The 26,346-nt window shown below is 48.8% G+C and carries 28 protein-coding genes and 1 tRNA gene; 19 read left to right on the forward strand and 10 right to left on the reverse strand.

The genetic code is table 11. From position 1 onward, the window contains the following. Positions 1 to 604: 604 nt before the first annotated feature. Genes rluF through ACFVTB_RS24955 form a run of 3 tightly spaced genes read right to left on the reverse strand, consistent with a single transcriptional unit; the run spans position 605 to position 4,022 of the window. Positions 605 to 1,315 (reverse strand): 23S rRNA pseudouridine(2604) synthase RluF, encoded by a 711-nt coding sequence (gene rluF / locus ACFVTB_RS24945; protein ID WP_387755550.1) that lies wholly within the window; start codon positions 1,313 to 1,315, stop codon positions 605 to 607. A 6-nt stretch (positions 1,316 to 1,321) separates the two neighbouring features. Continuing rightward, entirely contained in the window at positions 1,322 to 2,101 is a 780-nt protein-coding gene (locus ACFVTB_RS24950; RefSeq protein ID WP_387755552.1) for an NAD(P)H-binding protein, read from the reverse strand. Between the two features lie 58 nt (positions 2,102 to 2,159). After that, positions 2,160 to 4,022 carry a PAS domain S-box protein gene (locus ACFVTB_RS24955; protein WP_387755554.1) on the reverse strand — a complete coding sequence of 621 codons (1,863 nt, stop codon included), beginning with the start codon at positions 4,020 to 4,022 and terminating at the stop codon, positions 2,160 to 2,162. A 214-nt stretch (positions 4,023 to 4,236) separates the two neighbouring features. Between ACFVTB_RS24955 and tadA the strand changes: the two genes are divergently transcribed. Then, positions 4,237 to 4,710, forward strand: coding sequence for a tRNA adenosine(34) deaminase TadA (tadA, locus tag ACFVTB_RS24960; protein WP_387755557.1), 474 nt, complete (start codon positions 4,237 to 4,239; stop codon positions 4,708 to 4,710). A 27-nt stretch (positions 4,711 to 4,737) separates the two neighbouring features. Here tadA and ACFVTB_RS24965 read toward each other — a convergent pair whose 3' ends face one another. Next, the gene (locus tag ACFVTB_RS24965; protein WP_387755559.1) at positions 4,738 to 4,932 is read right to left on the reverse strand and encodes a Spo0E family sporulation regulatory protein-aspartic acid phosphatase; all 195 of its coding nucleotides are present in this window, start codon (positions 4,930 to 4,932) and stop codon (positions 4,738 to 4,740) included. Positions 4,933 to 5,195: 263 nt separating this feature from the next. Between ACFVTB_RS24965 and ACFVTB_RS24970 the strand changes: the two genes are divergently transcribed. The 8 genes from ACFVTB_RS24970 to ACFVTB_RS25000 all read left to right on the forward strand — a co-directional run bounded on the left by ACFVTB_RS24970 (position 5,196) and on the right by ACFVTB_RS25000 (position 10,053). After that, positions 5,196 to 6,671 carry an ABC transporter substrate-binding protein/permease gene (locus ACFVTB_RS24970; RefSeq protein ID WP_387755561.1) on the forward strand — a complete coding sequence of 492 codons (1,476 nt, stop codon included), beginning with the start codon at positions 5,196 to 5,198 and terminating at the stop codon, positions 6,669 to 6,671. Continuing rightward, entirely contained in the window at positions 6,664 to 7,386 is a 723-nt protein-coding gene (locus ACFVTB_RS24975; RefSeq protein WP_387755563.1) for an amino acid ABC transporter ATP-binding protein, read from the forward strand. Before ACFVTB_RS24970 ends, ACFVTB_RS24975 begins: the two co-directional genes overlap by 8 nt. Before the next feature lie 113 nt (positions 7,387 to 7,499). After that, a complete protein-coding gene (locus ACFVTB_RS24980) occupies positions 7,500 to 7,769 on the forward strand; it encodes an excalibur calcium-binding domain-containing protein (protein ID WP_387755685.1) in 270 nt (89 codons plus the stop codon). 118 nt (positions 7,770 to 7,887) lie between these two features. Next, positions 7,888 to 7,964 (forward strand) — tRNA-Arg (locus ACFVTB_RS24985). Between the two features lie 434 nt (positions 7,965 to 8,398). After that, a complete protein-coding gene (locus ACFVTB_RS24990) occupies positions 8,399 to 8,653 on the forward strand; it encodes a DUF7660 family protein (RefSeq protein WP_387755565.1) in 255 nt (84 codons plus the stop codon). A gap of 74 nt (positions 8,654 to 8,727) precedes the next feature. Next, on the forward strand, positions 8,728 to 9,051 hold the full coding sequence (locus ACFVTB_RS24995) for a hypothetical protein (protein WP_387755568.1): 324 nt from the start codon (positions 8,728 to 8,730) through the stop codon (positions 9,049 to 9,051). A gap of 113 nt (positions 9,052 to 9,164) precedes the next feature. Beyond that, positions 9,165 to 9,353: a DUF7878 domain-containing protein gene (locus tag ACFVTB_RS27640; RefSeq protein ID WP_483875123.1), complete on the forward strand. Its 189-nt coding sequence runs from the start codon at positions 9,165 to 9,167 to the stop codon at positions 9,351 to 9,353. Between the two features lie 82 nt (positions 9,354 to 9,435). Continuing rightward, a complete protein-coding gene (locus tag ACFVTB_RS25000) occupies positions 9,436 to 10,053 on the forward strand; it encodes a hypothetical protein (protein ID WP_387755571.1) in 618 nt (205 codons plus the stop codon). 131 nt (positions 10,054 to 10,184) lie between these two features. Here ACFVTB_RS25000 and ACFVTB_RS25005 read toward each other — a convergent pair whose 3' ends face one another. Next, complete coding sequence (locus ACFVTB_RS25005; RefSeq protein WP_387755572.1) at positions 10,185 to 10,721, reverse strand: hypothetical protein; 537 nt, start codon at positions 10,719 to 10,721, stop codon at positions 10,185 to 10,187. A gap of 304 nt (positions 10,722 to 11,025) precedes the next feature. On the opposite strand from ACFVTB_RS25005, the gene ACFVTB_RS25010 reads away from it, so the two are divergent. The 5 genes from ACFVTB_RS25010 to ACFVTB_RS25030 all read left to right on the forward strand — a co-directional run bounded on the left by ACFVTB_RS25010 (position 11,026) and on the right by ACFVTB_RS25030 (position 14,139). Next, positions 11,026 to 11,460, forward strand: a complete 435-nt coding sequence (locus tag ACFVTB_RS25010; protein ID WP_387755574.1) for a hypothetical protein — start codon at positions 11,026 to 11,028, stop codon at positions 11,458 to 11,460. A 236-nt stretch (positions 11,461 to 11,696) separates the two neighbouring features. Beyond that, positions 11,697 to 12,149 (forward strand): GNAT family N-acetyltransferase, encoded by a 453-nt coding sequence (locus ACFVTB_RS25015; protein WP_387755576.1) that lies wholly within the window; start codon positions 11,697 to 11,699, stop codon positions 12,147 to 12,149. 148 nt (positions 12,150 to 12,297) lie between these two features. Next, positions 12,298 to 12,606 carry a hypothetical protein gene (locus ACFVTB_RS25020; protein ID WP_387755579.1) on the forward strand — a complete coding sequence of 103 codons (309 nt, stop codon included), beginning with the start codon at positions 12,298 to 12,300 and terminating at the stop codon, positions 12,604 to 12,606. A 31-nt stretch (positions 12,607 to 12,637) separates the two neighbouring features. Beyond that, positions 12,638 to 13,177 carry a YcxB family protein gene (locus ACFVTB_RS25025; RefSeq protein ID WP_387755582.1) on the forward strand — a complete coding sequence of 180 codons (540 nt, stop codon included), beginning with the start codon at positions 12,638 to 12,640 and terminating at the stop codon, positions 13,175 to 13,177. Between the two features lie 65 nt (positions 13,178 to 13,242). Beyond that, entirely contained in the window at positions 13,243 to 14,139 is an 897-nt protein-coding gene (locus ACFVTB_RS25030; protein WP_387755585.1) for an alpha/beta fold hydrolase, read from the forward strand. A gap of 104 nt (positions 14,140 to 14,243) precedes the next feature. Here ACFVTB_RS25030 and ACFVTB_RS25035 read toward each other — a convergent pair whose 3' ends face one another. Beyond that, positions 14,244 to 15,980: an ABC transporter ATP-binding protein gene (locus ACFVTB_RS25035; protein WP_387755588.1), complete on the reverse strand. Its 1,737-nt coding sequence runs from the start codon at positions 15,978 to 15,980 to the stop codon at positions 14,244 to 14,246. A gap of 227 nt (positions 15,981 to 16,207) precedes the next feature. On the opposite strand from ACFVTB_RS25035, the gene ACFVTB_RS25040 reads away from it, so the two are divergent. From ACFVTB_RS25040 to ACFVTB_RS25055, 4 genes are all read left to right on the forward strand, one after another. Further along, on the forward strand, positions 16,208 to 17,653 hold the full coding sequence (locus tag ACFVTB_RS25040) for an ABC transporter permease (protein ID WP_387755590.1): 1,446 nt from the start codon (positions 16,208 to 16,210) through the stop codon (positions 17,651 to 17,653). A 13-nt stretch (positions 17,654 to 17,666) separates the two neighbouring features. Further along, positions 17,667 to 19,175 carry an ABC transporter permease gene (locus ACFVTB_RS25045; RefSeq protein WP_387755593.1) on the forward strand — a complete coding sequence of 503 codons (1,509 nt, stop codon included), beginning with the start codon at positions 17,667 to 17,669 and terminating at the stop codon, positions 19,173 to 19,175. Between the two features lie 131 nt (positions 19,176 to 19,306). Then, positions 19,307 to 21,124, forward strand: a complete 1,818-nt coding sequence (locus tag ACFVTB_RS25050) for an ABC transporter substrate-binding protein (RefSeq protein WP_387755596.1) — start codon at positions 19,307 to 19,309, stop codon at positions 21,122 to 21,124. A 96-nt stretch (positions 21,125 to 21,220) separates the two neighbouring features. Beyond that, positions 21,221 to 21,682, forward strand: a complete 462-nt coding sequence (locus ACFVTB_RS25055) for a hypothetical protein (protein ID WP_387755599.1) — start codon at positions 21,221 to 21,223, stop codon at positions 21,680 to 21,682. A 215-nt stretch (positions 21,683 to 21,897) separates the two neighbouring features. On the opposite strand, the gene ACFVTB_RS25060 is transcribed toward ACFVTB_RS25055, so the two are convergent. Both ACFVTB_RS25060 and ACFVTB_RS25065 read right to left on the reverse strand, forming a co-directional pair. Next, entirely contained in the window at positions 21,898 to 22,785 is an 888-nt protein-coding gene (locus tag ACFVTB_RS25060) for an alpha/beta fold hydrolase (RefSeq protein WP_387755602.1), read from the reverse strand. A 67-nt stretch (positions 22,786 to 22,852) separates the two neighbouring features. Then, positions 22,853 to 23,059 (reverse strand): hypothetical protein, encoded by a 207-nt coding sequence (locus ACFVTB_RS25065; protein ID WP_387755604.1) that lies wholly within the window; start codon positions 23,057 to 23,059, stop codon positions 22,853 to 22,855. 101 nt (positions 23,060 to 23,160) lie between these two features. Between ACFVTB_RS25065 and ACFVTB_RS25070 the strand changes: the two genes are divergently transcribed. Further along, positions 23,161 to 23,670 (forward strand): DinB family protein, encoded by a 510-nt coding sequence (locus tag ACFVTB_RS25070; RefSeq protein ID WP_387755607.1) that lies wholly within the window; start codon positions 23,161 to 23,163, stop codon positions 23,668 to 23,670. A gap of 112 nt (positions 23,671 to 23,782) precedes the next feature. Here the strand turns inward: ACFVTB_RS25070 and ACFVTB_RS25075 are convergent, their stop codons facing one another. Together ACFVTB_RS25075 and ACFVTB_RS25080 are read right to left on the reverse strand one after the other, a co-directional pair. Next, positions 23,783 to 24,766, reverse strand: coding sequence for a glycosyltransferase family 2 protein (locus ACFVTB_RS25075; RefSeq protein ID WP_387755610.1), 984 nt, complete (start codon positions 24,764 to 24,766; stop codon positions 23,783 to 23,785). Further along, entirely contained in the window at positions 24,763 to 26,331 is a 1,569-nt protein-coding gene (locus ACFVTB_RS25080) for a glycosyltransferase family 39 protein (RefSeq protein ID WP_387755613.1), read from the reverse strand. The genes ACFVTB_RS25075 and ACFVTB_RS25080 overlap by 4 nt, the downstream gene beginning before the upstream one ends. Positions 26,332 to 26,346: the final 15 nt, after the last annotated feature.

Below are 26,346 nucleotides of genomic sequence, written 5' to 3' on the forward strand. Positions count from 1 at the left end.
GACGACGAGGTGCCAGCGCTCTCCGAAAGGCAAACGGCCGGCTGCCCGATGGCGGACATGGTCAACGTAGACGCTTCTTTGCGTTGATCCTTAACTGCCGTTTTGCAGTTATTGGGTAAAATACCGACTCAACCAGCGTGAGACGGAGCCAGTAACTGCCAAAATGCAGGTATTTCGGGTTGCATAGGCTTATATGCGAGGAATAACTGCCGTTTTGCAGTTATTGGGGCAAATGCCGACTCAACCAGCGTGAGACGGAGCCAGTAACTGCCAAAATGCAGTTATTTCGGGTTGCACAGGCTTATATGCGAGGAATAACTGCCGTTTTGCAGTTATTGGGGCAAATACCGACTCAACCAGCGTGAGACGGAGCCAGTAACTGCCAAAATGCAGGTATTTCGGGTTGCACAGGCTTATATGCGAGGAATAACTGCCATTTTGCAGTTATTGGGGCAAATTCCGAGACTAGTAACTTCCAGAATGAAGTTAGTCTCGCCTTGGCGGAGCTTATCCCGCGGCAATATATCATCGAAGCTTACTCTATAATTTAAAAACGCCTCCGGCCCAAAGTCGGAGGCGCTTCTTTATGTACGCATAACGTACTTCATTTCGGTTCAGAAGGCACGTAATCAAGCTCCGTGAACAGCTCCCGCTTTTCCTCGGCCGTCAAATCCCGCCACTTGCCCGTCTGCAGATCACCCAAGTGGATATTCATAATCCGAATGCGCTTCAGCTTACGGACTTCGTAGCCGAACGCTTGGCACATCCGGCGGATTTGCCGGTTCTTGCCTTCCGTCAATATAATCCGAAACATTCGGTCGCCCATCCGGGTAACCTTGCAAGGCAGCGTCATGCTCCCCAAAATTCTCACGCCCTCCGACATTCCCTTCAAGAACAGGTCTGTCGCCGGCCGATCCACCGTCACAATATATTCCTTCTCATGCTTGCCCTCAGAGCGCAAAATCGGATTGACAACATCACCGTCATTCGTCAGGAGAATGAGCCCTTCCGAATCTTTGTCCAGACGTCCAATTGGAAAGATTCGTTCCGCATGGCCGACGTAATCGACGATGTTCCCTTTTACATGCAGCTCTGTTGTACTAGTAATGCCTACCGGTTTGTTTAAAGCAATATAGACATGCTGCCTCTGTACGCCAATCCGTTTGCCGTCGATACGAACGTCGTCGCCCTGCTCGGCCTGACTGCCCAGCTGCGCCTTCTCGCCGTTAATCGTCACCCGGCCGCTGTCGACCAGCTTGTCCGCTTCGCGCCGCGAGCAATAGCCCGTCTCGCTTATAAATTTATTAATCCGCACAACCGTTCACCCCGTTGTCTGTGTGACCCTTTTCGCTATTTCCGCAATACTGTCCGAGCGATGAATGATAACCTCTGGCGTACTTCCGCCCGCTTCCGACGCCTGCGCAGGCGCATAGGCGACGCCCCTCGCAACCGCTCTCATCGCATGAGCCACGTTCTCGCCTGCAATCGGCCGGAAGCGCCGCAGCGGCCCGACCATCGCCCAAGTCAATGCCTTCGACACAACCGTTCCTATCGATTCGCCTACTCGTACCGACGGACGATCGCCTAGCAGCAGCGACGGCTGGAAGAAATGAATGGTTTGGAACGAGTAACGACGAAGCTTATCTTGTAGCTCTCCCTTCACCCGACTGTAAAAGAAAGGCGAGGTAGTCGAGGAGCCCATAGACGTCACAACAAGATAATGCGGGACGTCCCTCTGCTCGGCCCACTCAGCGAGCGCTAATGGATAATCATAATCCACTTTGCGAAACGCCTCTTGCGATCCCGCTGCCTTGATCGTCGTTCCGAGCGCGCAGAAGATGACGTCTACCGCTTCAATCTCCTCCAGCGCCTGCGGCAGCAAGTCAAAGTCAGCCGTTACGACGCGCAGCTTGTCGTTGCCCATGTTGGACCCGCCGCCGCCAACGTAATCAAGAGGCCTTCTTGTCACCGCAATAATCGAGCGGCAAGAAGGGTCCTCAAGCAGCTGCCGGACAAGAGCCGAACCAATCAATCCGGTCGCTCCCGCCACCAAGCAGCTATACGTTTGGCTTGCTTTCTCCACCGCGTCCTTCTTCTCCATTAAATTCTCCCGCCTGCCAGATATAAATCAGAACACATCGTTACACGATGCCCTCCGTTCAACCCGTTTGATCCTTTTTTTCCAGTATACCTTCATTTCCATTCACATTCAAAGCGGGGAGCGTGATCGTAATCGTCGTTCCGACATTGACTTGACTTTGAATTTCCATCAAGCCGTGATGACTGTGAATAATCCGCTGGCTAATCATCATACCAAGGCCCGTGCCGCTTTCCTTGCCGGTGAAAAACGGACTGCCGATTTTCGGAATCATTTCTTCCGGGATACCGATCCCTTCGTCCGTAATGGAGATTGTAATGCGATCCAGTTTGATTCCAATATAACAATGAATGCGCCCGCCGTTCGGCATTGCTTCAATTCCGTTTTTAAGCAAATTAATGAATACTTGCTTCAGCTGGTTTTCTTCGCACGAGATTGGACAGGGTGACTCCGTAAACAACGTGCGGAAGACAACATTATACATATGCGCCTCGCTGTCGAGCAGAGACAGCACGTCCTTCAGCACGAAGCGAACATCCTTGACCGTGAACCGCGTCGCCTGCGGCTTGGCTAGAATAAGAAATTCGCCAACGATGAGGTTGATCCGTTCCAATTCCGACAGCATTAGCGCCGTATGCGTCACATTCAGCTTTTGACTCTGCTGCTGAAGCTGCAAAAATCCTCTTAACGTCGTCAGCGGGTTGCGGATTTCATGGGCCACTCCGGCTGCCAGCTGTCCGACCATCGTCAGCTTCTCGGAATGCCGGAGCAGCTCCTCCATTTTATTGCGGGAGCGCATGTCTCTGGTAATGCTCGCGAATGCCTGAATCTCGCCGTCGGTATCACGGATCGGCGATACGGTGACGCTGACCGGAATCGTCTCGCCGCTTTTCGTCACTCTGACCGTTTCTTGAGCGGGCAGTACTTTGCCAGAATGCAGCGAATCGAGAATGAGCTTCATCTCCATGCTGTTCGATTCGGGAATAAGCGGCAAATCGTCGCCGAGCGCCTCTTCCTCGGTATAACCGTATAACTGCTCGAACGCTTTGTTGACCTGAATGATCTTGCCTTCCAAGTCAATCACATGAATCGCGTCGCTCGTATGATCGATAAACGATTGCAAATACTCCTTCATCGCCCGATTGTCCTCGAACGCTTTCCTCAGCTTGCCCATGTAAATCGTCAAATTTTGCGACATGGCATTGATTTTGTGAGCGAGCAGACCAAATTCGTCGTTCCGTTTCACCTCAATGACCGAATCGAGGCGGCCAAGCGATATTTCTTTCACTTTCCATAAAATTTGATTGAGCGGACGGAGAAGCAGGCCCGCCAGCACGTAACTGCACGCCATAACGAAGGCATATATAAAAACCGCATATTGCAGCGCCTGAATCCGTTTCTGATATATAACTTGGTTCTGATCATGCTTATTGTTGACGACACTGACGACAAAACCGCTTTCCTTATTGCCGTAATAGCTTCTGACAATAGACTGATCGTCTTTATCGAACCTCATCGTCTTGAACGTGTCTTTCCGGACCACTTCCGTCAACAACGCAAGATCGTTCTCCAGGTTGCGATAGACGTAAGTGCCGAACCGCAAGCGATGTGCCGGCAAAAATTCCTCTACTGCATTTCGAGGCTCCATTTGAAAAATCGATATTTCCAACATACTTGGATGCGTACTCATAAAAAGCCCGATTTCTTTGTTGATGAAATCTGCATCCGGGCCGCCTCCGACCTTGTTGTAAAACCGCTGATCCGACAACGATTCCAGCAGCATCACCGAAACTTTCTCCATTTCGGCGCAAGTTTGCTCGCGAATGTTGCGATTCGTCCTGTATTCGTCCACAATAACGATAGTTATAAATCCAAACGTGATAATAAGCGTCATGAGTAGAGAAAACTTGGTTTTAAATGACAAGGGCCGGCACATCCTTTGCTGCGCATCGATCTCGTCCACAAACTATCCACATTATCAACAAGTCATTCACAAGTCACGGGATAACATGTGTGTATTTTTGTGGACAACAACGTAGTTATCCACAGATTTATCCACCACATGTTAACAACGGAATACTTGTTCGTTGAATAAACCGTATTTGTTCGTCTTTATTAACGGAGGTGCTCTATCTATCATGAAAAGAGAAGAAGAAGATCAGGCTTGGATGCAACAAGCAATTGAAGAGGCTCGGAAAGCCGAGCTAATCGGCGAAGTCCCGATTGGGGCCGTCGTCGTAAAAAACGGCGAGATTATCGGAAGAGGATATAATTTGCGTGAAACGAAGCATGATCCTACCGCTCATGCGGAAATGGTGGCAATCCGCGAGGCATGCGAACATCTAGGCGCTTGGCGGCTGCTCGATTGCACGCTATACGTCACGCTTGAGCCTTGTCCGATGTGCGCGGGTGCCATCGTTCAATCCAGGGTCAAGCGCGTCGTATATGGAACGGAGGATCCTAAAGCCGGCTGCGCCGGCACGTTAATGAATTTGTTGCAGGAACCGCGGTTTAACCACGAAACGGAACTAACCAGCGGGATATTGCGTCCCGAGTGCGCTTCGTTGCTGACCGAGTTCTTCCGCAAATTACGTAACAAAAATAAGCCTTGACCGAAATGGCAGTAAATATTGTCTAGATCACCCTTCAAACTTGCGCAGCGTAGTTCCGGCGGCTTCTTCTCGTTGCAGCTGTTGCAGCGCTACGATGAGTTGGTCCGCCTCCTCGCTGATCGCTAGGACGTCGGGGTCTGTTAAACTGCCTCGTGCCTCGGCAATCTCATGAAGCTTGAGCCGCAGCGATTGCAATTGATTAAGCAGATTCGTTTTGTCCATAGCTCGCTTGGGGGCACGCTCCTTATAATAGCACTCATGTGGTAATTTCCTTTATTATACGCCTTCTCCTTCCAACTGTTTGTAAAAACATGTCGACGCGTCTATACAATTTTCAGGCATTATTCGACATTCTCTAAGCAAACTTCCATTTTCATCTAGTTCCAAATAACCATTTTCTTCGTTTTGCTGCCAGATGAAACCATTCCTTTCTGGGTATGTTAAAGCTGTACCCTTACTAAACGCCTAGAAGGAATGAGGACGTCATGCGCCTGTCGACACGTTTACAAAAAGTTTGGAATCGGCTGCTTCCGGGCGCGATTGTCGGGTTATGTGCACTGTGCGCATTGGCTGTTTTTCCACAGCCGCTTCCCGCTGCGCCAAGCGAAGCTAAGACGATTGTGATGGGCACCTCGCCGGACTACCCCCCTTATGAATCGATCGACGCCAAGAACAACGGTCAAATCATCGGTCTCGATGTCGACATCGCGAAGCACATAGCGGAACAGCTTGGCTATAAGCTGGAGATCGCCAGCATGGACTTTAACGGGCTGATCGCCGCGCTTCAGACAGGCCGAGTCGATTTTGTCATGTCGGGCATGTCCGCAACCGAGGAACGAAAGCGAAGCATCGACTTTTCCGAAGAATATTACGTCGCCCGGAATACGATCATGTCCAAGAAGAGCAAGCCGATCGAGACCGCTGAGGAACTAACCGGCAAAAAAGTCGGCGTTCAGCTCGGCTCGGTTCAGGAAACGCTGGCTAAAGGCTTGACCGATGTCCAACTGCTTGCGTTGAACAATATTTCGGATCTGGTGCAGGAGCTGGCGTCCAACCGGATCGACGCGGCTATCGTCGAGGATGCGGTAGCGCTCGGTTATGCCGACACCAATCCGGATCTCCAGCTTTCCTTCCTGCCGGTGTCCGAGCAGGATGTTGGTTACGCCATCGCTTTTCCGAAGCAATCGCCGCATTTGGACGAGTTTAACCGGGTACTCGCAGAGATGAAAGATAGCGGTTTGCTCGACTCCATGTCGGCCAAATGGTTCGAGCGCAACGGCGGCTCGGCGGCAACCGAAGCGAAGTTTCTCGATTTTAGCATCCTCAACGATTATGTGGGGTATATGCTGCGGGGCATTTATGTCACGCTGTTGTTCACGCTCGTGTCGGCCTTGTTCGGGTTTCTGCTCGGCACGGTGCTCTCCCTGTTCAAAATATCGGATGTTGTTTTGCTAAAAGGCTTCGCCACCGCTTATACCTCCGTCTTTCGCGGAACACCGCTGCTGCTGCAGCTGTTTCTGATTTATTTTGCTACGCCTCAGCTGCTGCATTACGATATCTCGCCGCTGCTTGCGGCGGGACTTGCCTTTGGCCTGAACTCGGCGGCCTATTTGTCCGAGACTATCCGCGCCGGCATCATGGCCGTGGACAAGGGACAGCGAGAAGCCGCGATGGCGCTTGGCATTCCTTATCGGACGATGATGATCAGCATCATCATGCCGCAGGCGCTGCGAACAATCCTGCCGGCGCTGGTGAATGAATGCGTCGCTTTGCTGAAGGAGTCATCGCTCGTCTCCGTTATTGGCGTGCAGGATCTCATGCGGAGAGCGAACGTCATCCAGTCGACCGAATTCCGCGCTTTCGAAGCGCTCCTGTTCGCGGGAGCCATTTATTATGTGCTGGTGCTTATTCTGACCTCGCTCGCCAGACTGTTGGAAAGGAGGCTGAGACGCGGTGATTGAGGTAAAGGAACTGACCAAATCGTTTGGCAAGCATCAGGTGCTAAAGGGGATTACAACGACGGTGGAGCAAGGCGAGGTCGTAGCGCTCATCGGGCCGTCCGGCTCTGGCAAATCGACGTTTCTCCGCTGCCTCAATCTGCTGGAGCAGCCCAGCTCTGGTACGATACTCATCGACAGCGTAAGCTTAACCGACGACCGTACCGACATTACGAAGATCCGGCAGCGGATCGGAATGGTGTTTCAGCATTTTCACCTGTTTCCGCATATGACGGTCATCGATAACATTACGTTTGCTCCGATGCGCGTGAAAGGAATTCCTTCCGTCGAGGCACGCATGCAAGCGCAGGCTCTACTCTCCCGGGTTGGTCTGGCGGATAAAGCGGACGCGTATCCAGGGCGGCTGTCCGGCGGACAAAAGCAGCGCGTGGCTATTGCTCGGAGCATGGCAATGGAGCCGGATATTATGCTCTTCGATGAGCCGACGTCCGCGCTTGACCCGGAGATGGTAAAGGAAGTGCTTGCCGTCATTCGCGACCTCGCGCATACCGGCATGACGATGATGATCGTCACCCATGAGATGAAATTCGCCCGCGAAGCGGCGGATACGATCTATTTTATGGACGACGGCAGACTGGTGGAAAAGGCTGCGCCGGAGCGTTTTTTCATACAGCCGCAAAGCCCGCGCGCGATTAAGTTTTTGGAGCAGGTGCTTTAAACATTTTGCAGAGCGGATCATTGAATACTGGCGTAGAGAAGCCCTCCCTTCTTTTCATTTTATTGGGAGGGCTTTATACTGTCAGGAGGAGAGGATGGTGCGTCTTAATGCATATGAAGAAGGTAATGATGGGATTCATCGCCGTTTGCTTGGCGGCGGGCTTGACCTTCCCTGTGGCGGAAGCTGCGAAGAAGGACGATGAGACAAAGCGGTATAAAAACTGCACAGAGCTGAACAAAGTTTACAAGGGCGGAGTTGCCCGTACGGCCAAAGCGACAAATAAAGGCAGCAAAACGAAGTATAAGCCGCATGTGTCCCAGGCGCTGTACGACGCCAACAAAAAGCTGGATCGCGATAAGGATATGATTGCTTGTGAGAAGTAAGTTTTTGTTTGCGGGGGCTAAGGGTGTAGCGTTGGTGGTTCAGTGGATTGCGGAGTGAGGATTGCCCCGGGAGGCGTTGCATGGACAAAACAGTCCATGCTATAATAATTTTTGCTGCGCGCCCGTAGCTCAGCAGGATAGAGCGACAGTTTCCTAAACTGCAGGTCGTACGTTCGAATCGTATCGGGCGCGCCATTTCTTCGTAAACCTTGTTATTGCAAGGTTTTTTGTTTTTTCTTAGGACAATTAGGACTCACAGTTCACCCCTCAATAACGGGCAGACTGTTGCTCCAAACCTTGCGAGACTGTTGCCCCTCCCGCCCAAGTACACAGAACAGCTTCCTCCGCAGACATCTTAGGAGGACATGAAGATGGCAACTGTAAAAAGCACAGAAGGACGTAAAGGAAAACGTATTGTAGTTGGACGAAAACATACAGAGAGTCCGTGAGTATTCGCGGACTCTTTTCTTTGAAAGGAAGATTGCTACCATTGTCGAATGTAATCTAGAGATGGAGCTGCTCCATCGCTTGTTTTCGATTCTAAGCGCCGCTTAAATATCGGCGGGCAGGATAGCTTGGTCACATTCGAGAATATAGGCGTTAAGGCGAATCTGTCAGGGAGGTTTATAATGCATCTACATGAAACGATAAATGAAATACGGTCAAAAGATGATTTGCTGCGGTTTCTTACTGCTCTTAGGAAGGACTTAGTTACAAATGGGGAAGACTGGCAAAACCCAACTTTAGACAGATACCTTGAAGCAATGCAAGGCTGGATATACGATATGGATGGTTACTATTCAAACACTAATCAGACCATTCCAGAACAACCAACGTGGAAGGTTTTTGCTGATATTTTATATGCAGCTAAAACTTACGAATAAATAATCCTTTGGATTTCGTTCAACTAACGAGGAAAGATAGCGCGGCGTTAGCATCATGGAATGGAGGATTCTCGGTGGAAGACCGTGGTTTTGAGGCAATTCAGAAGGATAGCATCTATCCCAATATTTCAGGGTTTCATTGGCGCAGTCATGGTCGCGGTGTAAACATATATTTTGTGGAAGGTAAGTCAATTGTAATCATTTACGGCGAGATGCCAGCAGTAAAAGATTTTGATGTTCTCGTTTTTGGAGAGACTGAACACATAAACAAGCGTTACTATATGAATAAGCAAAGAATTGAAATCATTCCTTTGGATGATCGACTCAGGATTCAGAATATACTTGTCGAATGGTTGGCAAGCAAAGGGATGCGACATGATATTAGCGTAGGCAAGTAGTCAGTGGTTGGACTCTCAGGAACATAGACATAGGAGCAATTGCGGCTCCTTTTGGGTTTGTCGAAGTAACAGGCAGGAAGGAATGTTCAATATTGTACTGGATATAAAATGTTGTGATCATCATTGACCTTCTGTACCTAGGAAACGACAACTGGAAAACATACTCTATCTGGCAGAACTTTGAATCAGATGATTACATCTATACTGATACATTAATAGACGCTATCAAACACTTTCGGCGCCAATTAAACGAGTCACTTCACAAAATTGAATATGTGGTTACACTTGATGAGTTCATTTGAGTAGAACAACTCGAAAGCCCGTTTCGCTAGCGGCCATTTCAACACAATAACAAGTTGTAATACTTATTGGAGGTGATCGAATTTGAGAAATATTGTTGAAGATGCTCAGTTTCTTAGTAAAAGAACCGAAATGATGCATTATTTTCAAGATACGTTTTACAACACCAACGAAACAGAAATTATCCATTCACCGTCGGGGAATTTCAAACTTGAAGTCCAGCACTATAATCATGAAGAAGGTATTAGGAGATACAATTATTCAAAAGGGATTGTTATGGATAGTAACAATAATACCATCGATATAATATATAGAAACTTTGACCCGTTCCTATTCAGTTGGGTGGAGGTAAATGGCATAGAGTATCTGTTGTGTGGACTCGATTATCAGGGATACTCAATTGTTAATTTATCGAATAAAGAAACTAAACATTATGTTCCCGAAGAGGCTTATAATGGGCGGGGATTCTGTTGGGCGGAAATAATGTATTTCCCACAAAAAAAAATAATAGTGGTTGATGGCTGCTATTGGGCATATCCTTATGAGCTTGTATTCTATGATTTTTCTAATCCGATGAATGTTCCATATAAAGAATTATTCCGCGTGGAAGTTGACAGCATTATAAATTGGGGTGACTGGAAGGACTCTAACAGAATTAGATACCTTGATATGGAAAATAACGAGAAGGAATATGCTTTTTAGAGACTGGGCTAACGGGGAATGATATACGGCATAGGGAGAAGAATGGGAGGCAATTGTCAGGATCCCATTCTTCATTTCGACAACAAAAAGCACCGATACGAATCGCTTACTGTACTCCTTACGCCGGAAAGCTATCTGGTATTCACATGTACCGAATGAACAATTCCAGCCATCACATCAAAGTAGCTTTCTTCGGTGTACTTACTTGTTATTTGACCTTCAATCATATAGGACATATGATTTTGATTTGCTAATAAAATCAAACGATCGTTTGTAACCGTATACTCCATTTTTAAGTCTGCGACAGTAGTAGAAGAAGCGTTATCAAGCGAGTTCTCAACATTGCTAATTGATAGATTAAAAATGCTGTCCCCTTCGAATGGGCCATATAAAACTTTTTTCTTACTCTCATTTTGATTTGAATTTGGTTTTAATAATTCCCCTTTTCTCTCCGTATAAGAAATCACTACAGTATTAACATCCCCAGTTGCCGTTGGAGATGGAAGGACGTAAACAAAATTAACCGCCAAATCATCTACTTGAGGAACTTCTGCACTAATTCCGTAATTTTTAATTTCCTGGCTGACATTCTCTAAGATATCGTTTTTGGAAGTACAACCTACTAAAGTCAACATAATAAATAGCAACCCAATATATTTTTTAATCATGTATTTCCTCCTATTAAGTGATCTCCGCCTTATCCTTGTACAGACTCTCCGTTACACGTTTGCTTCAGGTCGTACATTCGAATCGTATCGAGCATGCCATACTTAGATGATTAAGCACTACACTGAGTTGTAGTCTCTTTATGTTTATCGGCATGTTTACACGAGATACTCACGTTACCTATACAAAAAGTACGGGGCCATGATATATTTTTCTTGTAGTAACTGGAATTTTACCCACTACTAATTGTATGTTTCACTTATAAATCTTTACGGGTAGATAAAGTAAACAGGGGGCCATGATCTTTTGGCAATTTTAAAATCAAACAAATTAAATATAATAGCATTACTCGTGTCCTTACTCGTTTCCGTTTATTTATTTTATGTAGTGGTTCCATACGCCGAAAATCATGGATTTTTAAGCGAGAATGAGATACCGGAGGGTAATGAAGCTTTTGGGTACTTTTTCATATGTTACCCGATTATAATTAGCTACACTGTGCTTATCCTCATCTTTATACGTAAACTCACTTTTTTGTTATGCTTAAATTATCCTATCGTTTTTGTGAATCTGTATACTGGATTGTTTTTATGTTTGATTATATTAGGTGGAGCAATATTATGGTTAGCAGTGCTAAGCTTTGCCTTTGCAGTATTGGCATTAATCATTTTATTTTTATACGGTCTCTTCAAAGATTATAGATATATAAAGAAAATTAATAGAAATCAAAAAGAGCTGTAACCGGCAGCGTTGACAGCACAAATAATCAGTCTGTTCTGGGCACCACAGCGAACAATTACTTCAGTTCGAGCGCTAAATTTACAAGGCAGCAAGCTTTTATTACGATGAAACAACTGTATAATTCCGCTGCAAATGAATAATCGCTGTCGCACGTTCACGCTCCAAGCTGCTGAATAACCCTTCATGATATACTTTACTTAACAATGATTCATGTCAGCATCAAGGAGTGAATAACCATGCATTTCAGAAAAGCCCAACAATCCGATTTGCCTGCTATCGTACGCTTGCTAGCTGATGATGAGCTTGGTTCGCAGCGTGAGCGTTTTGAAGATCCACTGCCTGTTGAATACCGCGAAGCCTTTGCCGAGATGGAGGCACAGAACGGCAATTACATTGTTCTCGCCATCGAGAACGACGCCGTAATCGGCTGTCTTCAACTGATGATCATACCTGGGCTAGCTAGGCTCGGAATGAAAAGAGCGCAAATCGAGGGCGTACGGGTCGACCGCAGCTATCGGGGAAAAGGTGTAGGGGAAGCACTGTTTCAAGAAGCGATTGCTCTTGCCAAGACTGCCGAATGCGGGCTTGTGCAGCTGACAACGGACAAGCACCGCGGGGACGCGCACCGTTTTTATGAGCGTCTTGGATTTACAGCAAGCCATGAAGGCATGAAACTGATTTTAAAATAAAGTTCTCCCGCCCGAGACTCTGGAGAAACGATAGTGTTCGCCTTTAAAGCCCTATTCCTACGGCAAACTTCCACCAATTAAACTGCACCTTATTGTTCGACACCATCTTAACTAATGAAGGTGCCGTTTCTTTGCCCGCATATTTTCAATGGAACAAGGGGCTGACATTATTAATCTTCCAAAAAGCAATGCTATCAAATCGCTATTACTTGCACTGGTCGTAGAGGGAATCATAGTTTTATTTAATTACCGTTTGATCACAAATTTATTAGCACCTAAAGAAGAGCAGTTTTCGTATGAAAGCTCCTATTTCTTCGTTTACCATGGATTATTCGAAAACTATCCTAAAGCAGCTATCTTTCTTTATGGAGTACTCTTTTTCTTATTTTTGTTTTTTGCTTTTTATTTTATTATTTGGTTGACTAGAAATGTAATTAAATCTAAATCTCGTGCCTAAGAATATTTCTACATACAGGAGGAACCACAGCATGACTGACAGCCACAAGGTTTCATTCGATATCCGCCTTACCCCTAAAGACATTCTAAATCTCAATTTGCAGCATCAAAAGAAATCACTCGTTATTAGCTTCTTCGTCTATTGGCTTTTATTTGCAGTAGTCGTGTTGGCCAATAGCGTTCCATTAGATGGATTAACCATTACGGTTGCTGCATTAGGCGGGGCAGGTGTAGGCGCGCTCATCACTGTTCTCATGTATCTTTTTATCGTTTTTCGATCGAATCGGATTTATCAATCCGATGTCATGCTCCAATATAATCAGTCGTACACATTTTCCGATGCCGGCATTTCTGTAGTATCCGATTCCGGAACCAGCCATATTAATTGGAAAGAGATTTTTAAGATTACAGAGTCAAAAGCTTTAATCTGCATCTATGTCGGAAGCAATCGCGCCTTAATTTTGCCCAAAGCTACTATTTCGAATCAATTGCCGCAAGGCGTAGCTGCCCTTAAACTCATCCTCACAGCTAATATAGCCAAGGACAGATTAAAGCTGCGCAAGGCCTCTTAGAGTCTATCGATAACCACCATCCTGTCAGTCGGAAGCTTCCTATTACCGCGAGGAGGGATTATGTGATGCCGCAGGCCGCCACCGTTTCTGAAAACCCGCTACATTTTAAAAGTTTAAAGAAGGAATCCCGATACAAAGAACATTACGCTAAAAGCCTTGCTCAATGGGATATTCCGCACTCCACCTTCCATGTGCCGACTAGCTTTGGCGATACCCATGTGGTTGCCTGCGGCCCTGAGGATGGGGAACCATTGGTATTGCTGCATGCAATGGGGTTTAGCTCTACGGTCTGGCAGCCTAACATCGCGACGCTGTCCGCAAAACATCGCGTTTATGCCCTTGATTTCATCGGTGATTTGAATAACAGCAGGCCGAGCAATCTCCCCGCCAATCTGGAGCAATGCGCGCAATGGCTGGAGGAAACGCTGGCAGCGCTGCAAGTGGAAAGCTTCACGCTAGGCGGCATATCCTATGGGGCCTTTCAGGCGATTAACTATGCAAGCCGTGCACCGCAACGCGTGAAGAAGCTGTTTCTGCTAAGTCCAGCAGCCTCCTTCGTACCATTGCATAAAGCCTTCATTAACCGCATCATTCTGATGGCGGCCCTGCCGGTCAAATGGAATGTTGGCCTGTTCCTCCGATGGCTGTCCCGCCATCGACTGAATCCGTTGCTGGCTCAGCAGTTTCATGCCGCTTTCAAGTACGGATCGTTATCCTTGCGAGTTGCGCCCAGTGTATTCAGTGACGAAGAGCTTCACAGGCTCACAATGCCCGTCTTGCTTCTGCTTGGCGATCAGGAAGTAATCAGCGACGCTCCCTCTGCGTTCGAGCGGGCCACAGGCTTAGCTGGTCTCGATCTGAAGGTAGAGATGATCTCGGGCGCTGGGCATATGATGAATTTGGAGAGGCCGGATGTGGTCAATTCGAAGTTAATCCAGTTCTTGAAATCAAACCATACATAACAAAAAGAACCGTACAATCCACTGCATCCCGATCGTTAGCTCGTTGTCTAACAACCGGGATACAATTCACAATTGTACGGTTCTTTTTCTTTTACTTATCCTCGTTAAGCCCCAGCTACCGCTACCCAATGCCCTTTCGATACTTCGATGAAGCTGGAATGCTCCAGTCCGTATGGATCGGCCTTCGACGCTTCGGTGTTCACGATGAGCTCCTTGCGGGATTCGACCTTCGGATCAGGTACCGGAATGGCTGCCAGCAGCGTCTTCGTATAATCATGGAGCGGATTGGAGTACAACTCCTCGCTCTCCGCCAGCTCCACAATCTTGCCCTTATACATAACCGCTACGCGATCGCTGATATGCTTCACCATGGACAGGTCATGGGCAATGAACAGATACGTCAGGCCAAGCCGCTGCTGCAGCTCCTCAAGCAGCTTCACGACCTGTGCTTGGATAGACACGTCCAATGCCGACAACGGCTCGTCGCAGACGATAAAGTCCGGCTCGACGGCGAGCGTACGCGCAATCCCGATCCGCTGCCGCTGCCCGCCCGAGAACTCGTGCGGATAACGCATCGCGTGGGACGGATTCAGCCCGACCATGTCGAGCAGCTCCTCGATTCGCTTCTGGCGCACCGCTTTGCCGGAGGACATGCCGTGGACATCCAGCGCTTCGCCGATAATGTCTGCAATGCGCAGTCTCGGATTCAGCGAAGCGTACGGGTCCTGGAAGATCATGCCCATATGGCGGCGCATCCGCTTCATCTCGCTGCGGTTCAACTGCTGAAGCGGAATGCCGCGGTACAGTATTTCCCCGCCCGTTACTTCATTCAGACGGAGGATCGAGCGGCCTGTCGTTGATTTGCCGCTGCCGGATTCGCCAACGACGCCCAGCGTTTCCCCAGCATGAATATCAAAGCTGATGTTGTTAACAGCCTTGAGGATTTGCCCCTTGCCCAAGTCAAAATGCTGTCTAAGCGACTTTACCTGCAGCAGCGGCACATCATCCTCGACCCGCTTCACAAGCGGCGCCGGCTTCGGCTTCTTCTTCTCGTCAAGACGAGGCAAAGCGTTCAAGAGCTTGATCGTATACGGATGCTGCGGATTCGCGAACAGCTCTTCCGTCGTTCCCGTCTCTACAATCTCCCCGTCCTTCATGACGACGACACGGTCGCACATGCCCGCCACAACGCCCAGATCATGCGTGATGAGTATAATAGAAGTGCCAAGCTCCTTCTGAAGCACTTTCATCTGGTTCAAAATCTGTGCTTGAATCGTCACGTCCAGCGCAGTCGTAGGCTCGTCCGCAATCAGCAGCGACGGACGGCATGCCAGCGCAATAGCAATCATGACACGCTGGCGCATCCCGCCGGAGAACTCATGCGGATATTGCGAATAACGCGTCTCTGCGTTCGGAATACCGACCATTTTCAGCATGTTAATCGCCTCGATGCGCGCCTCCGACTTGCTCATCTTGCGGTGCTTGATCAGACTCTCTTCGATCTGCCTGCCGATCCGCATCGTCGGATTAAGCGAAGACATCGGGTCCTGAAAAATCATCCCGATCTCCTTGCCGCGAATGGCTTCCATTTCCGCATCACTCTTGTCAGCCAAATTGCTGCCTTGGAACAATACCTCCCCGCCCTTCACCATCGAAGGAGGAGACGGCAATAAACGCATAATCGTGCGCGCCGTTACGCTCTTGCCGCTGCCGGATTCGCCGACGATACCGAGCGTCTCGCCCTTGCGAACCTCGAAGCTAACGTTACGGACAGCCTCTACTTCCTTGTCTCTAGTGAAGAAGGAAACCGATAGCTGTTTCACTTGTAGTAATGAATCCATGATGTCACCTTTTTTATCTATATTTTATCGCTTACGTTCATTTTTACACGATAAGCATATTTTTATCGCAAAATAAGAATTTCTACCTCTAAATTATTGCTTGTACTCATAAATTCCGATGCGGCTATAAATAATAGAAAATATAATCGAGGTTGACTTTTAGGTGCCTCATTAATAAAATATACTATATCTATCGGGATTATGCAATTTTAAAGGAGCGGAATAGATTGACTGGCGATGCTACTGCAACGGGATACGGCTTCATTGATCGTATTGCCTCCCTCTATCACAAGATGTATATCAACCCCGCCTATCGGCTGCTTCTGCTGATTTTAGGAGCACCAATTACGTTGATTACGTACGGGGTTCACCAATATCGCAAAACAAAAGACGGCTCCAGCAAGCAAGCGGAACAATTGAAAGCCAGCTTGATCGCCTCAGGCGCTAAAGAACGGCTGCTTGAGGAAGCGAAGGACCAACTGAAACGCAAGCACGCTTTCTTCGGCCAGACGGTTTCAGCGGAGCAAGTAAACCGCGAAGCGGAACGGCTGGCATCGGCGAAATTCGAGGCTCTCGTTCAAGAACGCCTTCAGAATCAATCGTCGGAAGGAAGTTCTAGTAAGATCCTGACGTTCACCGATACGTTTCACCAACTGCTCGGCCATCCACTCTTTTTCGCCGTTTCTTGGGTGCTAGGATTGCCGATGTACGCGCTCATGGCGGTATATTCCAACCCTTATGCGAAGTACGTGGCAGAACGGTTATTTATGGCGCTGTTCGTTATTTTAGGCGTCTCCTTCTTGGTTTTTACCATTTTGTACATTTCGCCTATGAGTCCTGCGGCCAACATTCTTGGCGAGACGGCAACGAATGAACAAATCGCCGCCTTCAACCATCTGTACGGCTTGGATCAGCCTTATCTGACGCAGCTGTGGAATACGATTAAAGGCATTTTCACGTTCGATCTGGGACGTTCCTTCTCCGGCAACGAGAACGTGTCGGTGTCCATCGCGAACAAATTCCCAGTTACGCTGACGCTGACGGCCATTTCTACGATAATCGCCGTATTGATCGCGCTGCCGATTGGCATTATTTCGGCGACGCGGCCGAACTCGTTTTTGGACTATACATTTATGTTTATCGCACTGCTCGGATTATCGATTCCGAACTTTTGGCAAGGTCTAATTTTCATCCTTAATTTCTCGATCAAATGGTCCTGGCTCCCGGCGACTTATAACCCGAACAATTGGCTGTCCGCGATCATGCCGATCATCGTGCTTGGCACGGCGCTAACCGCTGCTGTTGCCCGGATGACGAGGTCTTCAACGCTCGAAGTCATTCATGAGGACTATATCATAACAGCACGCGCAAAAGGACTCAAGCGCAGAAGCGTGCTGTGGAACCATGCCGTAGGCAACGCGCTTATTCCGATCATTACGGTCATCGGCCTTCAATTCGGCACTATGCTCGGAGGAGCGGCCGTTACGGAGAAAGTATTCAACATTAGCGGTATCGGCAGTTATATCGTAGACAAACAATTTATACCGGACATCCCGAGCATTATGGGAGGCGTCGTTTATACAGCCATTACGATCTCGATCGTTAACGTTATAGTCGATTTGATGTACGCGTTCTTCGATCCGCGAATTCGTTCCAAGATGAAACAATACTAAAGCAGGTGCAACCGTGACGAATCCAGCAACAACCAAGCAAGAGATCAATTTTCGGCTGAAATCAGCCTCTGAATATGGACAAGCCAGCTTCGCAGGAATCGTAACGCTGGGACTGGCGCTTGTCTTCCTATTGAATAGTTATTCGGCGGCAGAAGGGGCTTTCAAGCCTGCAGTACTCGCCGTCAGCATCGCCTATCTCGTATTCGCAGCGCTGCAATTTGCGGTATGGGCGCTCATTCGCAGCAACCTTATCCGTAAGGGAGCGATCGGAGCCTCGACACGAGGCTTGGGATACGTTCTGCTGCTGAGCTTGTTCACAGCCAACATTTTTGTAGCCGCTGCAGCTTTTCAACTGATCAAAAAGAAAAAAACCGCTGCTTATACGCTAGCTGTCTACTCATTGATGACGACACTACTTGTATTGGCAGTATCCGCTCTTAACGTGTTCAAGCCTTATGTAGCGAACGGTTTTCTGCTCGGCATGTTTCTATTAGTTATATCGGCAGCGGTACAGCTCATCGCCTTGCTGCTGATCGCTAAGTTTGCGAACGGAACGCTTCTGCCGTCATGGATGTGGCTGGTCGCCGCCTTACTGATCGTGACTTCCGTTTCCGGCAACCTGTTCGCCTTGTTCCTTGGCCTGCTGCTGATCGCAAAGCTTCGGGACAAAGGCTTCACAACCGGTTCCAAGCTTAACGACATCGTAGACAAGCTTTCCAAAAGCTCCACTTCGATGCTCGGTCTGCTCTTCATTCTGTTCTTGCTCACCGTGTCCGTCACGAGTTATTTGACCTTCGATTACGGTCTGGCCATCGACAATAATTACAGCGCGATATTCCAGCCGCCGAGTCTTGAATATCCATTCGGCACGGACAACTTCGGACGCGACTTGTTCTCGCGAATCGTGTTTGGAGCGCGTATCTCGCTTGTCGTTGGTTTATTGTCTACACTGATACCCGTCGCAATCGGCGGTGCGCTCGGCGCGATATCCGGCTACTACGGCCGTCAGACAGATAACATCATCATGCGTGCGCTCGACATTTTGTACGCGATTCCCGGCGTTCTGCTGGCGATCGCCATCATTGCCGCATTCGGTGCGAGCACGACCAACCTGATTATTGCGCTTAGCATTGGCGCCATCCCGACCTACGCCCGCACGATGAGGGCGAACGTTATGATGGTGTCGACGCTCGAATATGTGCAGGCAGCCCGCGCTTTTGGCTCCAGCGATACGACGATCTTATTCAAACATATCGTGCCGAACTCCTTGGCCCCGATGATCGTCAAATCGACGCTTACCATCGGAACCGCGGTGATCTCGACAAGCAGCTTGAGCTTCCTTGGATTAGGCGTTGAACCACATATTCCGGAATGGGGCAATATATTAAAGCTGGGCAGCGCGTATCTGGAAACACACGCCTATACCGCGATCTATCCGGGATTGGCAATTATTGCACTGGTCTTGTCGTTCAACTTCCTTGGCGACGGTCTGCGCGACGCGCTCGATCCGAAGCTGGATTAACTTTTTTTTCAAAAACGGCAGCATCCAACTTTCGTAACCTCATTCATATTCTATCTGCATCTATTTCGACCAGGAATGGACGATAAATGAATGTGAGTTAATATAAAAAAACACTCCAGGAGGGGAACATCATGAAAAACAAAGGAAAATTCGCAGCACTGCTGCTGCTCAGCTTATCTCTTATGCTTAGCGCTTGCACAGTGAAGACTAAAGACGAAGCTTCCGAATCGCCGAAACCAACCGGCGTCGTCGACAATAATCCGGTAAACATCGAGCTTCTCGGCATGAGCACCAACGAAGCGGATCTCAATATTATCCGCGACCAGCTGGGCAAGAACGGCTTCAACGTCAAACTGAACGTGCAAGCCGACTACAGCAGCTTTAAAGCTCAGCAAGATGCAGGCAACTACGATATCGCGTTGTCGAGCTGGACAACCGTAACTGGCAACCCAGACTATGCCGTTCGTTCGCTCTTCAAAACTGGCGGCGACTACAGCATCCTGGCTGATTCGGAAATCGATGCGCTCATTGAGAAAGCTGCAACTCAAACGCCTGAAGAATACGCAGCTACGTACAAAGAGTTTGAAGAGAAGCTTGTATTCGACAAAGCTTACATCGCTCCGCTGTACAGCTCGCTTAAATCGCAAGCTTTTAACAAAAAAGTATTGAACCCTGAATCCGTTCGCCTATCCAAATCCCGTTCCCTGCCTTGGGAAGAGCTGGACTTCAATGACAAAGCGAAACGCGAAAAAGACGCGCTGGTGCTTCAATCGACCATGCCTACACTGACGTCGCTTGACCCAATCAAAGGCAACGACGGTTCCATCAACATCATCAACACGAACCAATACGTTCGTCTGGTTAACCTGACGGATGACGATAAAGTAACGTCGGTCGGTTCACTGTCGCTTAACCATGCCATTGCGGAAGGCAACTCCGACTACTACTTCATCCTGAGAGACGACATCAACTTTGCCCAGATCAAGGACAAGCTGGCCGTTGATACAGGCGAACGCGTAGGCGCGGACGACGTCATCTTCTCGCTGAACCGTGCGAAGGATAAAAACTCCGTACCTGACCACCGTACTTACACACTGCACGAGCATATCAAAGCGATTGATGCGGTAACGGATCTTTCCCAGCTTGACGCTAAAGTATCCGGCAGCGACAAAACAGTAAGAGCTACTCTTGAAGAAGGCTTGGGTTCGAAAATTTCGGAGCTTGTATCCGATAAAACGCAAGCAAACAACGCTTCGGGCAAATACCAAGTCGTAAAATTGACGACGACGGAACCGTTCCCGCAAGTACTGAACTACCTGGCTCACCAATCGGCGGGTATCGTATCGAAAAAACAAGTCGAAAAAATCAACACGTATGACGTGGCGAAGTTCGATCCTAACAAAGATATTCCTTACGGCGACCAAAACACAGTAACGGAAGGCAGCTCGTACAACAACACGCTGTACACAAGCGGTCCTTACATCCTGTCGTCCAAAAACGATTACGAAGCCATCTTCTACAAAAACCCTGCCTACATGAAAGGCACGGAGCATGAAGCTAGAATCAAAAACATTAAAGTCCGCTTCATCAAAGACGCAGACAGCACATTGTCCGCACTCCGCAGCGGCGAAATTCACCTGTATTACGCTGTTTCCGAGACGAAGTTCGATATCGTGAAGGGCGACGCCAAGCTTTCGCTCCAAACGCTTCCGAGCAACGCCGTTTCGTACTTGCTGTTCAATACGAAGAACCGTCCGGTCGCAGAGAGCGCCGATCTTCGTAAAGCCGTACTGTACTCTCTGAACCAAGAAGACTTTATCACTTACTACGGCGGCAACAAATTCAAATCGATATCTACGCTTAGCCCAATTGTTAACAGCGGTCTTGAATTGAAGGCCGATGCAGCTAAGGCGAAAGAGTTCTTGGACGCTTACAAAGCAAGCAAATAAGCGACCGGTATGAAAAAAGAGACGTCCCCGGCTGACGCTGATTGGCCCGGGACGTCTCTTTTACATAAATTCATTTTTTATTAGGGAGTGAATCATATGACTCATCCGAATGAATCGAAAACCAAGCTTTCGCAATGGGATGCCTTGCAACTAGAATCGCTCAAAGGGCTGGGCTGGACGAACGAGCAGTTGATTGAACGCGTGAACGCCGGCGACCTGCCGAAGGACGACAGTAAGTTCCAATTCGACTACGCCGGATTGAAGACGCTGGCGTCGGAGCAGCCCGATACGTTCAAGGATGCCGTGACGAACGGCTACCAGATCAAATACAATACGATCCGCGGCATTCATAGCTGGATTTTCGCTGCTCTGAAGCAGGACGCGACGCTCCTCCTCGAGCCGGGCTCGGAGGCGGTTGTCGCATCGCTCACGGAATCGGAAGCGGCTTCGCTGTCTTCGGTGCTCTCGTTCGGTTGGGCTTTGACCGCCGAGAACGGCGCATCGGCAGATGCCGACGGACGTTCCTCCTATCGTATTGCTCCTGCAATTGCAGGTTGATGAGCTCCACAGGAAGGAAGCGGAAAGCGGACTTCCTTTTGCTATTGAGAAAGAAAAGCACCAGTGCGTGTTTTGGCGCCTTCAGCGCCCGTGCGTCAGGGTACAGCACGATGGCGACGCGACACAGCACCCTTGGGAGGGACACGGGTTGGAATCAACCAGTGAACCCTCAAGGGTGCTTTTTTAGCTGTTGAAGGAAATCGGACGGCAAAGTCTTATGTAACAATAAAACGACTGATCGTATCGCAAAAGATATCAGGCTGCTCCGAATGGGGCGTATGGCCGCAGTCTTTTACAATAACGATTCTGCCCTGCTCCGTTCCACTGTAGGCTTGAACGTGATGTTCGCAGGTGACAGGGTCGTGATCTCCTATAATGAGCAGGGAAGGAGCGGTTAACCGGGACAGAAGCGGAACGGCAGACTCGAACATTTTCCCATCCTCTTGCAGCCGTCTAAGGTGGGTATCCGTTCTGTCCGCAAACTCATCCCACTCCTCGTCCGAATACAATGAATAATCGGTAGCTATTTCGCGATTGGAGTATAGTTGCCCCTTCCTATCCCCCAGCGCCTCGCCCAACTCGAGATAACGGTTAAAAAGTTGTTCCGCAGGCAAGTTTTCCTCCGCCAGCTGTAAGCATTGCTCAGACCGTTCGGAGTCGCCTATGGATTCGAATAGGCCCGAGGCCTTTTTCAGTAAGCTTTTTGCCGTCCATCCAAAGTGAAATGTAGGGCACTCAAATACGATCTTATGAATAGATTCTGGGTAGCGGACGGCATACATCAAACCCAAATAACCGCCAAACGAATGGCCGATGACCGACCACGACTTAATCTCAAGCTGCCGCCTTAGATCTTCACAATCTTCAATAAGATCCTGCAGTTCGAACGGCTCGTCAGCTAGAATGGCCTCGGAACGACACACTCCCCGCTGATCAATGGCGATGACAAAGAGATGAGCAGCCAGCATCTCTGCTTGATGGCGAACAAATTCATAGCAACTCTCACCCGGCCCTCCATGCAAGAAAAGTACGGCAGGCGAACGCTGCTCGCCGAAAACCTCAACATGTAATTCTTTTCCTCGAATACGCATAGGTGTCATCATGACTAGGCTCCTCCGTTTTTTTAAAAGCCTCTAGCTTCTGCGTCCGTCAATGCACGGTGAAACTAGACTATCCCTCCTTGCCTTTATTCAACAAAACCCGAATTATCAAGACGATGAACAGCACAACGAATGCATAGCTCATTTTAAGATATAAGGATGTAATTTCAGCAGGCGCTGCAGGTTTATCGAAAAAAATAAAGTAACCAACATACAAAACAAATCCGATCGCGCATGTCGCAGCCACGTCAACGATTTGTTTAATCCACTTCTTCATCACGTATTCACCCCATCTGCCTCTAACGACCATAATTTTTAGAGAAAACCTCTCATCCTTACGTTATAATAGACGCAAAAAAAGGAAAAAGAGGTGCTATCATGGATATTACCACAGAATTCCTGGATAGTATGCTGATCAAGCTCCGCTCGGAGAGAAAATGGACTCTGCAAGCGATCGATCAGCTGTCGGACGAAGATATCGTCTGGTCGCCGACTTCGGAAAGCAACAGCATTGCGAACTTGGTCGCTCACATTAGCGGAGCCGTGCACTCGCGCATTGAAACAATCTTTTTCGATATTCCGGACGCAAGAGACCGCGATAAGGAATTTGAGCGGGGATTGGCGATGTCCCAAGAGCAAGCTTACCAGAAGACCAAAATAGCGTTTGATACAACCATTCAATACCTCGAGCATCTCGCCTCCAACCCTCCATTACTGTTGTCTCAGCCCTTTCTCCATCGGCCCCCTCTTACTTACAGCCAAGTCGGCAATGATACGACGGCGCTTAACCTCATGATGGCGATGTTCAGGGAGATTCACTACCATACCGGGCAAATCATTTACGCAGCAAAAATGAGAAAGGGACAGTTGGTATGGAACTACGATTAATTCCGGCCTAGAAAAGCGCAAAAAAGCTCCTATACCCGCTCGGTAACGGGGTTAGAAGCTTCTTCTTTTTTACTTATTATTGCGCCGTCTCGCTGGTAGCCGTGCCTTTGAGCTACCGAATGCCGCTGCCGACCGGCGAACGATCAAATGCAGCAGCCGCTTCGGATTCAGCCTGCCCGATTGTCTCGGAGACAATATAAAGCGGGCGGTTCTTAGACTCCTCGTAAACTCGTCCAATGTACTCGCCAATGACGCCTAATATCATAAGGATAATGCCGTTGAACAGCAAGGACACCGCCAGAATGGACGACCAGCCTGCGACCGTCGTAGCCGTGAACAGCTTCTGGCACAATACGACGAGCAAATACAGAAAGCTCGCGATTGAGAGCGTCATACCAATATAACTAGCTAGCTTTAACGGCTTGTAGGAGAAAGAAGTGATGCCGTCTATCGCGAACTTGATCATCTTCTTCAGCGGATATTTCGTTTCGCCTGCCCACCGTTCCTCGCGAACGTACTCCACGCTTTTCTGTTTAAAACCGGCCCAGCTTACTAGCCCGCGAACGAACCGATTTTTCTCCTTCAACCCTTTAAGCACGTCGCAAACCTTTCGGTCAATTAAGCGAAAATCGCCGGTATCGACGGGAATTTCCACGCTCGTCATCCGGCGCAGCAGTCGGTAGAACATGGTGGCCGTCGCTTTCTTGAACCACGTCTCGCCTTTGCGGGTCAGCCTTTTGCCATAGACGACGTCGTAGCCGTTCTTCCATTCCGCGATCATCTCCAAGATCACTTCTGGCGGGTCCTGCAGATCGGCATCGATCACGATGACGGCTTGCCCGCGGGAATAGTCCATCCCCGCGCTGATCGCGATCTGGTGGCCGAAATTGCGGGAAAACTGGATGAACCTCACGCTGCTGTCGCGTCTGCACAGCTCCCGGGCAATCTCCTCGGTCCGGTCCCGGCTGCCGTCGTTCACGAATACGAGTTCGTAGGACTGGCCCGTCCGCTCCATTACCGCCGTCAATTGCTTATACGTTTCAAGCAAAACCTCTTCTTCGTTATAAAGCGGCACGACGACCGAATACTTGATCATTCCGACTCACCTTTTCGAATTCGATATAGTTTCCAAAATCCGCCGAATTCCTTCTCCATCGTGGCCCATTCCGTACCGTCCGCGTAGAGTCCCGGATACTGTTGATTGATGGTGTCCAGACGATATTTCGGCGATACATCCACCTCCGGATTCGGCAGAAGCACATAATCGGCGATGCTGTCCACCGGCGAATCGAGTGAATCCTTAAAGTCGCTGTCACTCGTGACGATGAAGTTTTTCGGACGACCACTTCCCATAATGATAGTAAAGCTGCTGAACGAGTCGGTCAGAATCATTCGGTCCGGCAGGTTCTCTTTCACATAATCCACAACATCTCTTGCCGCTTGCTGTTCGGCATACAGCTTATTATGGCGAAAAGCTTCATATTCATCGGAAGCAATATTCATATTGTTCATCATGCCGAACATAAACCACCCACTGGCCAGAAGTCCCGCTAGAAGCGCCGTCATCCCCGTCTTCCGATACTTCATCTTGCTTATCTCATACGGAAGCCAGACGATGACGATTGGAAACACATACATGTAATAGCGGATCCAGGCTGCTGTACCGCCTCTAATCAACAGAAGCGCTTGCATCGCCGGAATCGAAGCCGTAAGCATAACGAGGATCAGAAAATCCCACTTCAACACGCGACGTTCGAACAGCCTAATCACAAACACGATCGCGAGCGGAATGGAAAAATACCACACTCGTTCTCCGACGTAAGCAAGCGTAGCAAGCGGATTATTAACCAAAGCAGCAAACTTGGCATCGCTCTTTAGCAGCTCCGCTTGGCCCAGATTTCCGTAATCGGAGGTGAGGAAGTAGAACCCGTCTCCCATGATCGTGTAGTTGAAGAAGATCCACAGCAGTCCGGAGAAAATAACCGGTGTCAACACGACAACCCACAAGCCTTCCAGCTTCTGATATCGTTCCTTCAACGGGGTTTGCGATTCCCGCATGATCCACGCCAGCACCGCAAGCGCTACGGCCGCTCCGAAAAATACCGTTTCATATCGCGTCCAGAAGCCGAGCGCCAGTGCAAACGCAACGAGCACTAGCGGCTTTGTCTCGTCTCCGCGCGCCCATAAGAGCAGTTGAAGCACCGCCATACTGATGAAATAAATAAAGATCGCTTCGGTAAGCCCGTTTGCGCCGTAATAGAAAATATAAGGATTAAATGCGTACAATAACGCCAAAATCACGCTTTGCCACCGTTTCAGTCCGTAGAGCATACCCGCCTTCACGATCATCGCCGCCGTCAGCGCGGCGAAGAGGCTCGATACGATAACGGCAGCGATACCTTCGGAAGCCAAGCTCGGAAATAACGGATATAGTACAAGTACGATCATCTCCATAAAGCTCGGAAGAGGATTCCAAATAAAACCGATATTGGCTAGGCCGGGCTCCCTGCTGTATAACACGTAAAATGCGTTCGCCACGCGGCTGGACGCATCGCCCGACATAAATCCGTAGATGGCTGCTAGATAGTAGCCAAAAATAAACTCCAACAACAATACGATGAAAAATACCCAATAAATCGTTTTTTTCCAGCCCGCGTTCATATGACCCTCACCTAA

Source organism: Paenibacillus sp. NPDC058071, assembly GCF_042885235.1.
Lineage (GTDB): Bacteria > Bacillota > Bacilli > Paenibacillales > Paenibacillaceae > Pristimantibacillus.

Bases quoted from the DNA above. Each gene is read 5' to 3' on its own strand.
- ACFVTB_RS24950 (WP_387755552.1), bottom strand. From the start codon at position 2,101: ATGGAGAAGAAGGACGCGGTGGAGAAAGCAAGCCAAACGTATAGCTGC.
- tadA (WP_387755557.1), top strand. From the start codon at position 4,237: ATGAAAAGAGAAGAAGAAGATCAGGCTTGGATGCAACAAGCAATTGAA.
- ACFVTB_RS24965 (WP_387755559.1), bottom strand. From the start codon at position 4,932: ATGGACAAAACGAATCTGCTTAATCAATTGCAATCGCTGCGGCTCAAG.
- ACFVTB_RS24970 (WP_387755561.1), top strand. From the start codon at position 5,196: ATGCGCCTGTCGACACGTTTACAAAAAGTTTGGAATCGGCTGCTTCCG.
- ACFVTB_RS24980 (WP_387755685.1), top strand. From the start codon at position 7,500: ATGAAGAAGGTAATGATGGGATTCATCGCCGTTTGCTTGGCGGCGGGC.
- ACFVTB_RS24990 (WP_387755565.1), top strand. From the start codon at position 8,399: ATGCATCTACATGAAACGATAAATGAAATACGGTCAAAAGATGATTTG.
- ACFVTB_RS25005 (WP_387755572.1), bottom strand. From the start codon at position 10,721: ATGATTAAAAAATATATTGGGTTGCTATTTATTATGTTGACTTTAGTA.
- ACFVTB_RS25015 (WP_387755576.1), top strand. From the start codon at position 11,697: ATGCATTTCAGAAAAGCCCAACAATCCGATTTGCCTGCTATCGTACGC.
- ACFVTB_RS25020 (WP_387755579.1), top strand. From the start codon at position 12,298: ATGGAACAAGGGGCTGACATTATTAATCTTCCAAAAAGCAATGCTATC.
- ACFVTB_RS25025 (WP_387755582.1), top strand. From the start codon at position 12,638: ATGACTGACAGCCACAAGGTTTCATTCGATATCCGCCTTACCCCTAAA.
- ACFVTB_RS25030 (WP_387755585.1), top strand. From the start codon at position 13,243: ATGCCGCAGGCCGCCACCGTTTCTGAAAACCCGCTACATTTTAAAAGT.
- ACFVTB_RS25035 (WP_387755588.1), bottom strand. From the start codon at position 15,980: ATGGATTCATTACTACAAGTGAAACAGCTATCGGTTTCCTTCTTCACT.
- ACFVTB_RS25050 (WP_387755596.1), top strand. From the start codon at position 19,307: ATGAAAAACAAAGGAAAATTCGCAGCACTGCTGCTGCTCAGCTTATCT.
- ACFVTB_RS25055 (WP_387755599.1), top strand. From the start codon at position 21,221: ATGACTCATCCGAATGAATCGAAAACCAAGCTTTCGCAATGGGATGCC.
- ACFVTB_RS25060 (WP_387755602.1), bottom strand. From the start codon at position 22,785: ATGATGACACCTATGCGTATTCGAGGAAAAGAATTACATGTTGAGGTT.
- ACFVTB_RS25065 (WP_387755604.1), bottom strand. From the start codon at position 23,059: ATGAAGAAGTGGATTAAACAAATCGTTGACGTGGCTGCGACATGCGCG.
- ACFVTB_RS25070 (WP_387755607.1), top strand. From the start codon at position 23,161: ATGGATATTACCACAGAATTCCTGGATAGTATGCTGATCAAGCTCCGC.
- ACFVTB_RS25075 (WP_387755610.1), bottom strand. From the start codon at position 24,766: ATGATCAAGTATTCGGTCGTCGTGCCGCTTTATAACGAAGAAGAGGTT.
- ACFVTB_RS25080 (WP_387755613.1), bottom strand. From the start codon at position 26,331: ATGAACGCGGGCTGGAAAAAAACGATTTATTGGGTATTTTTCATCGTA.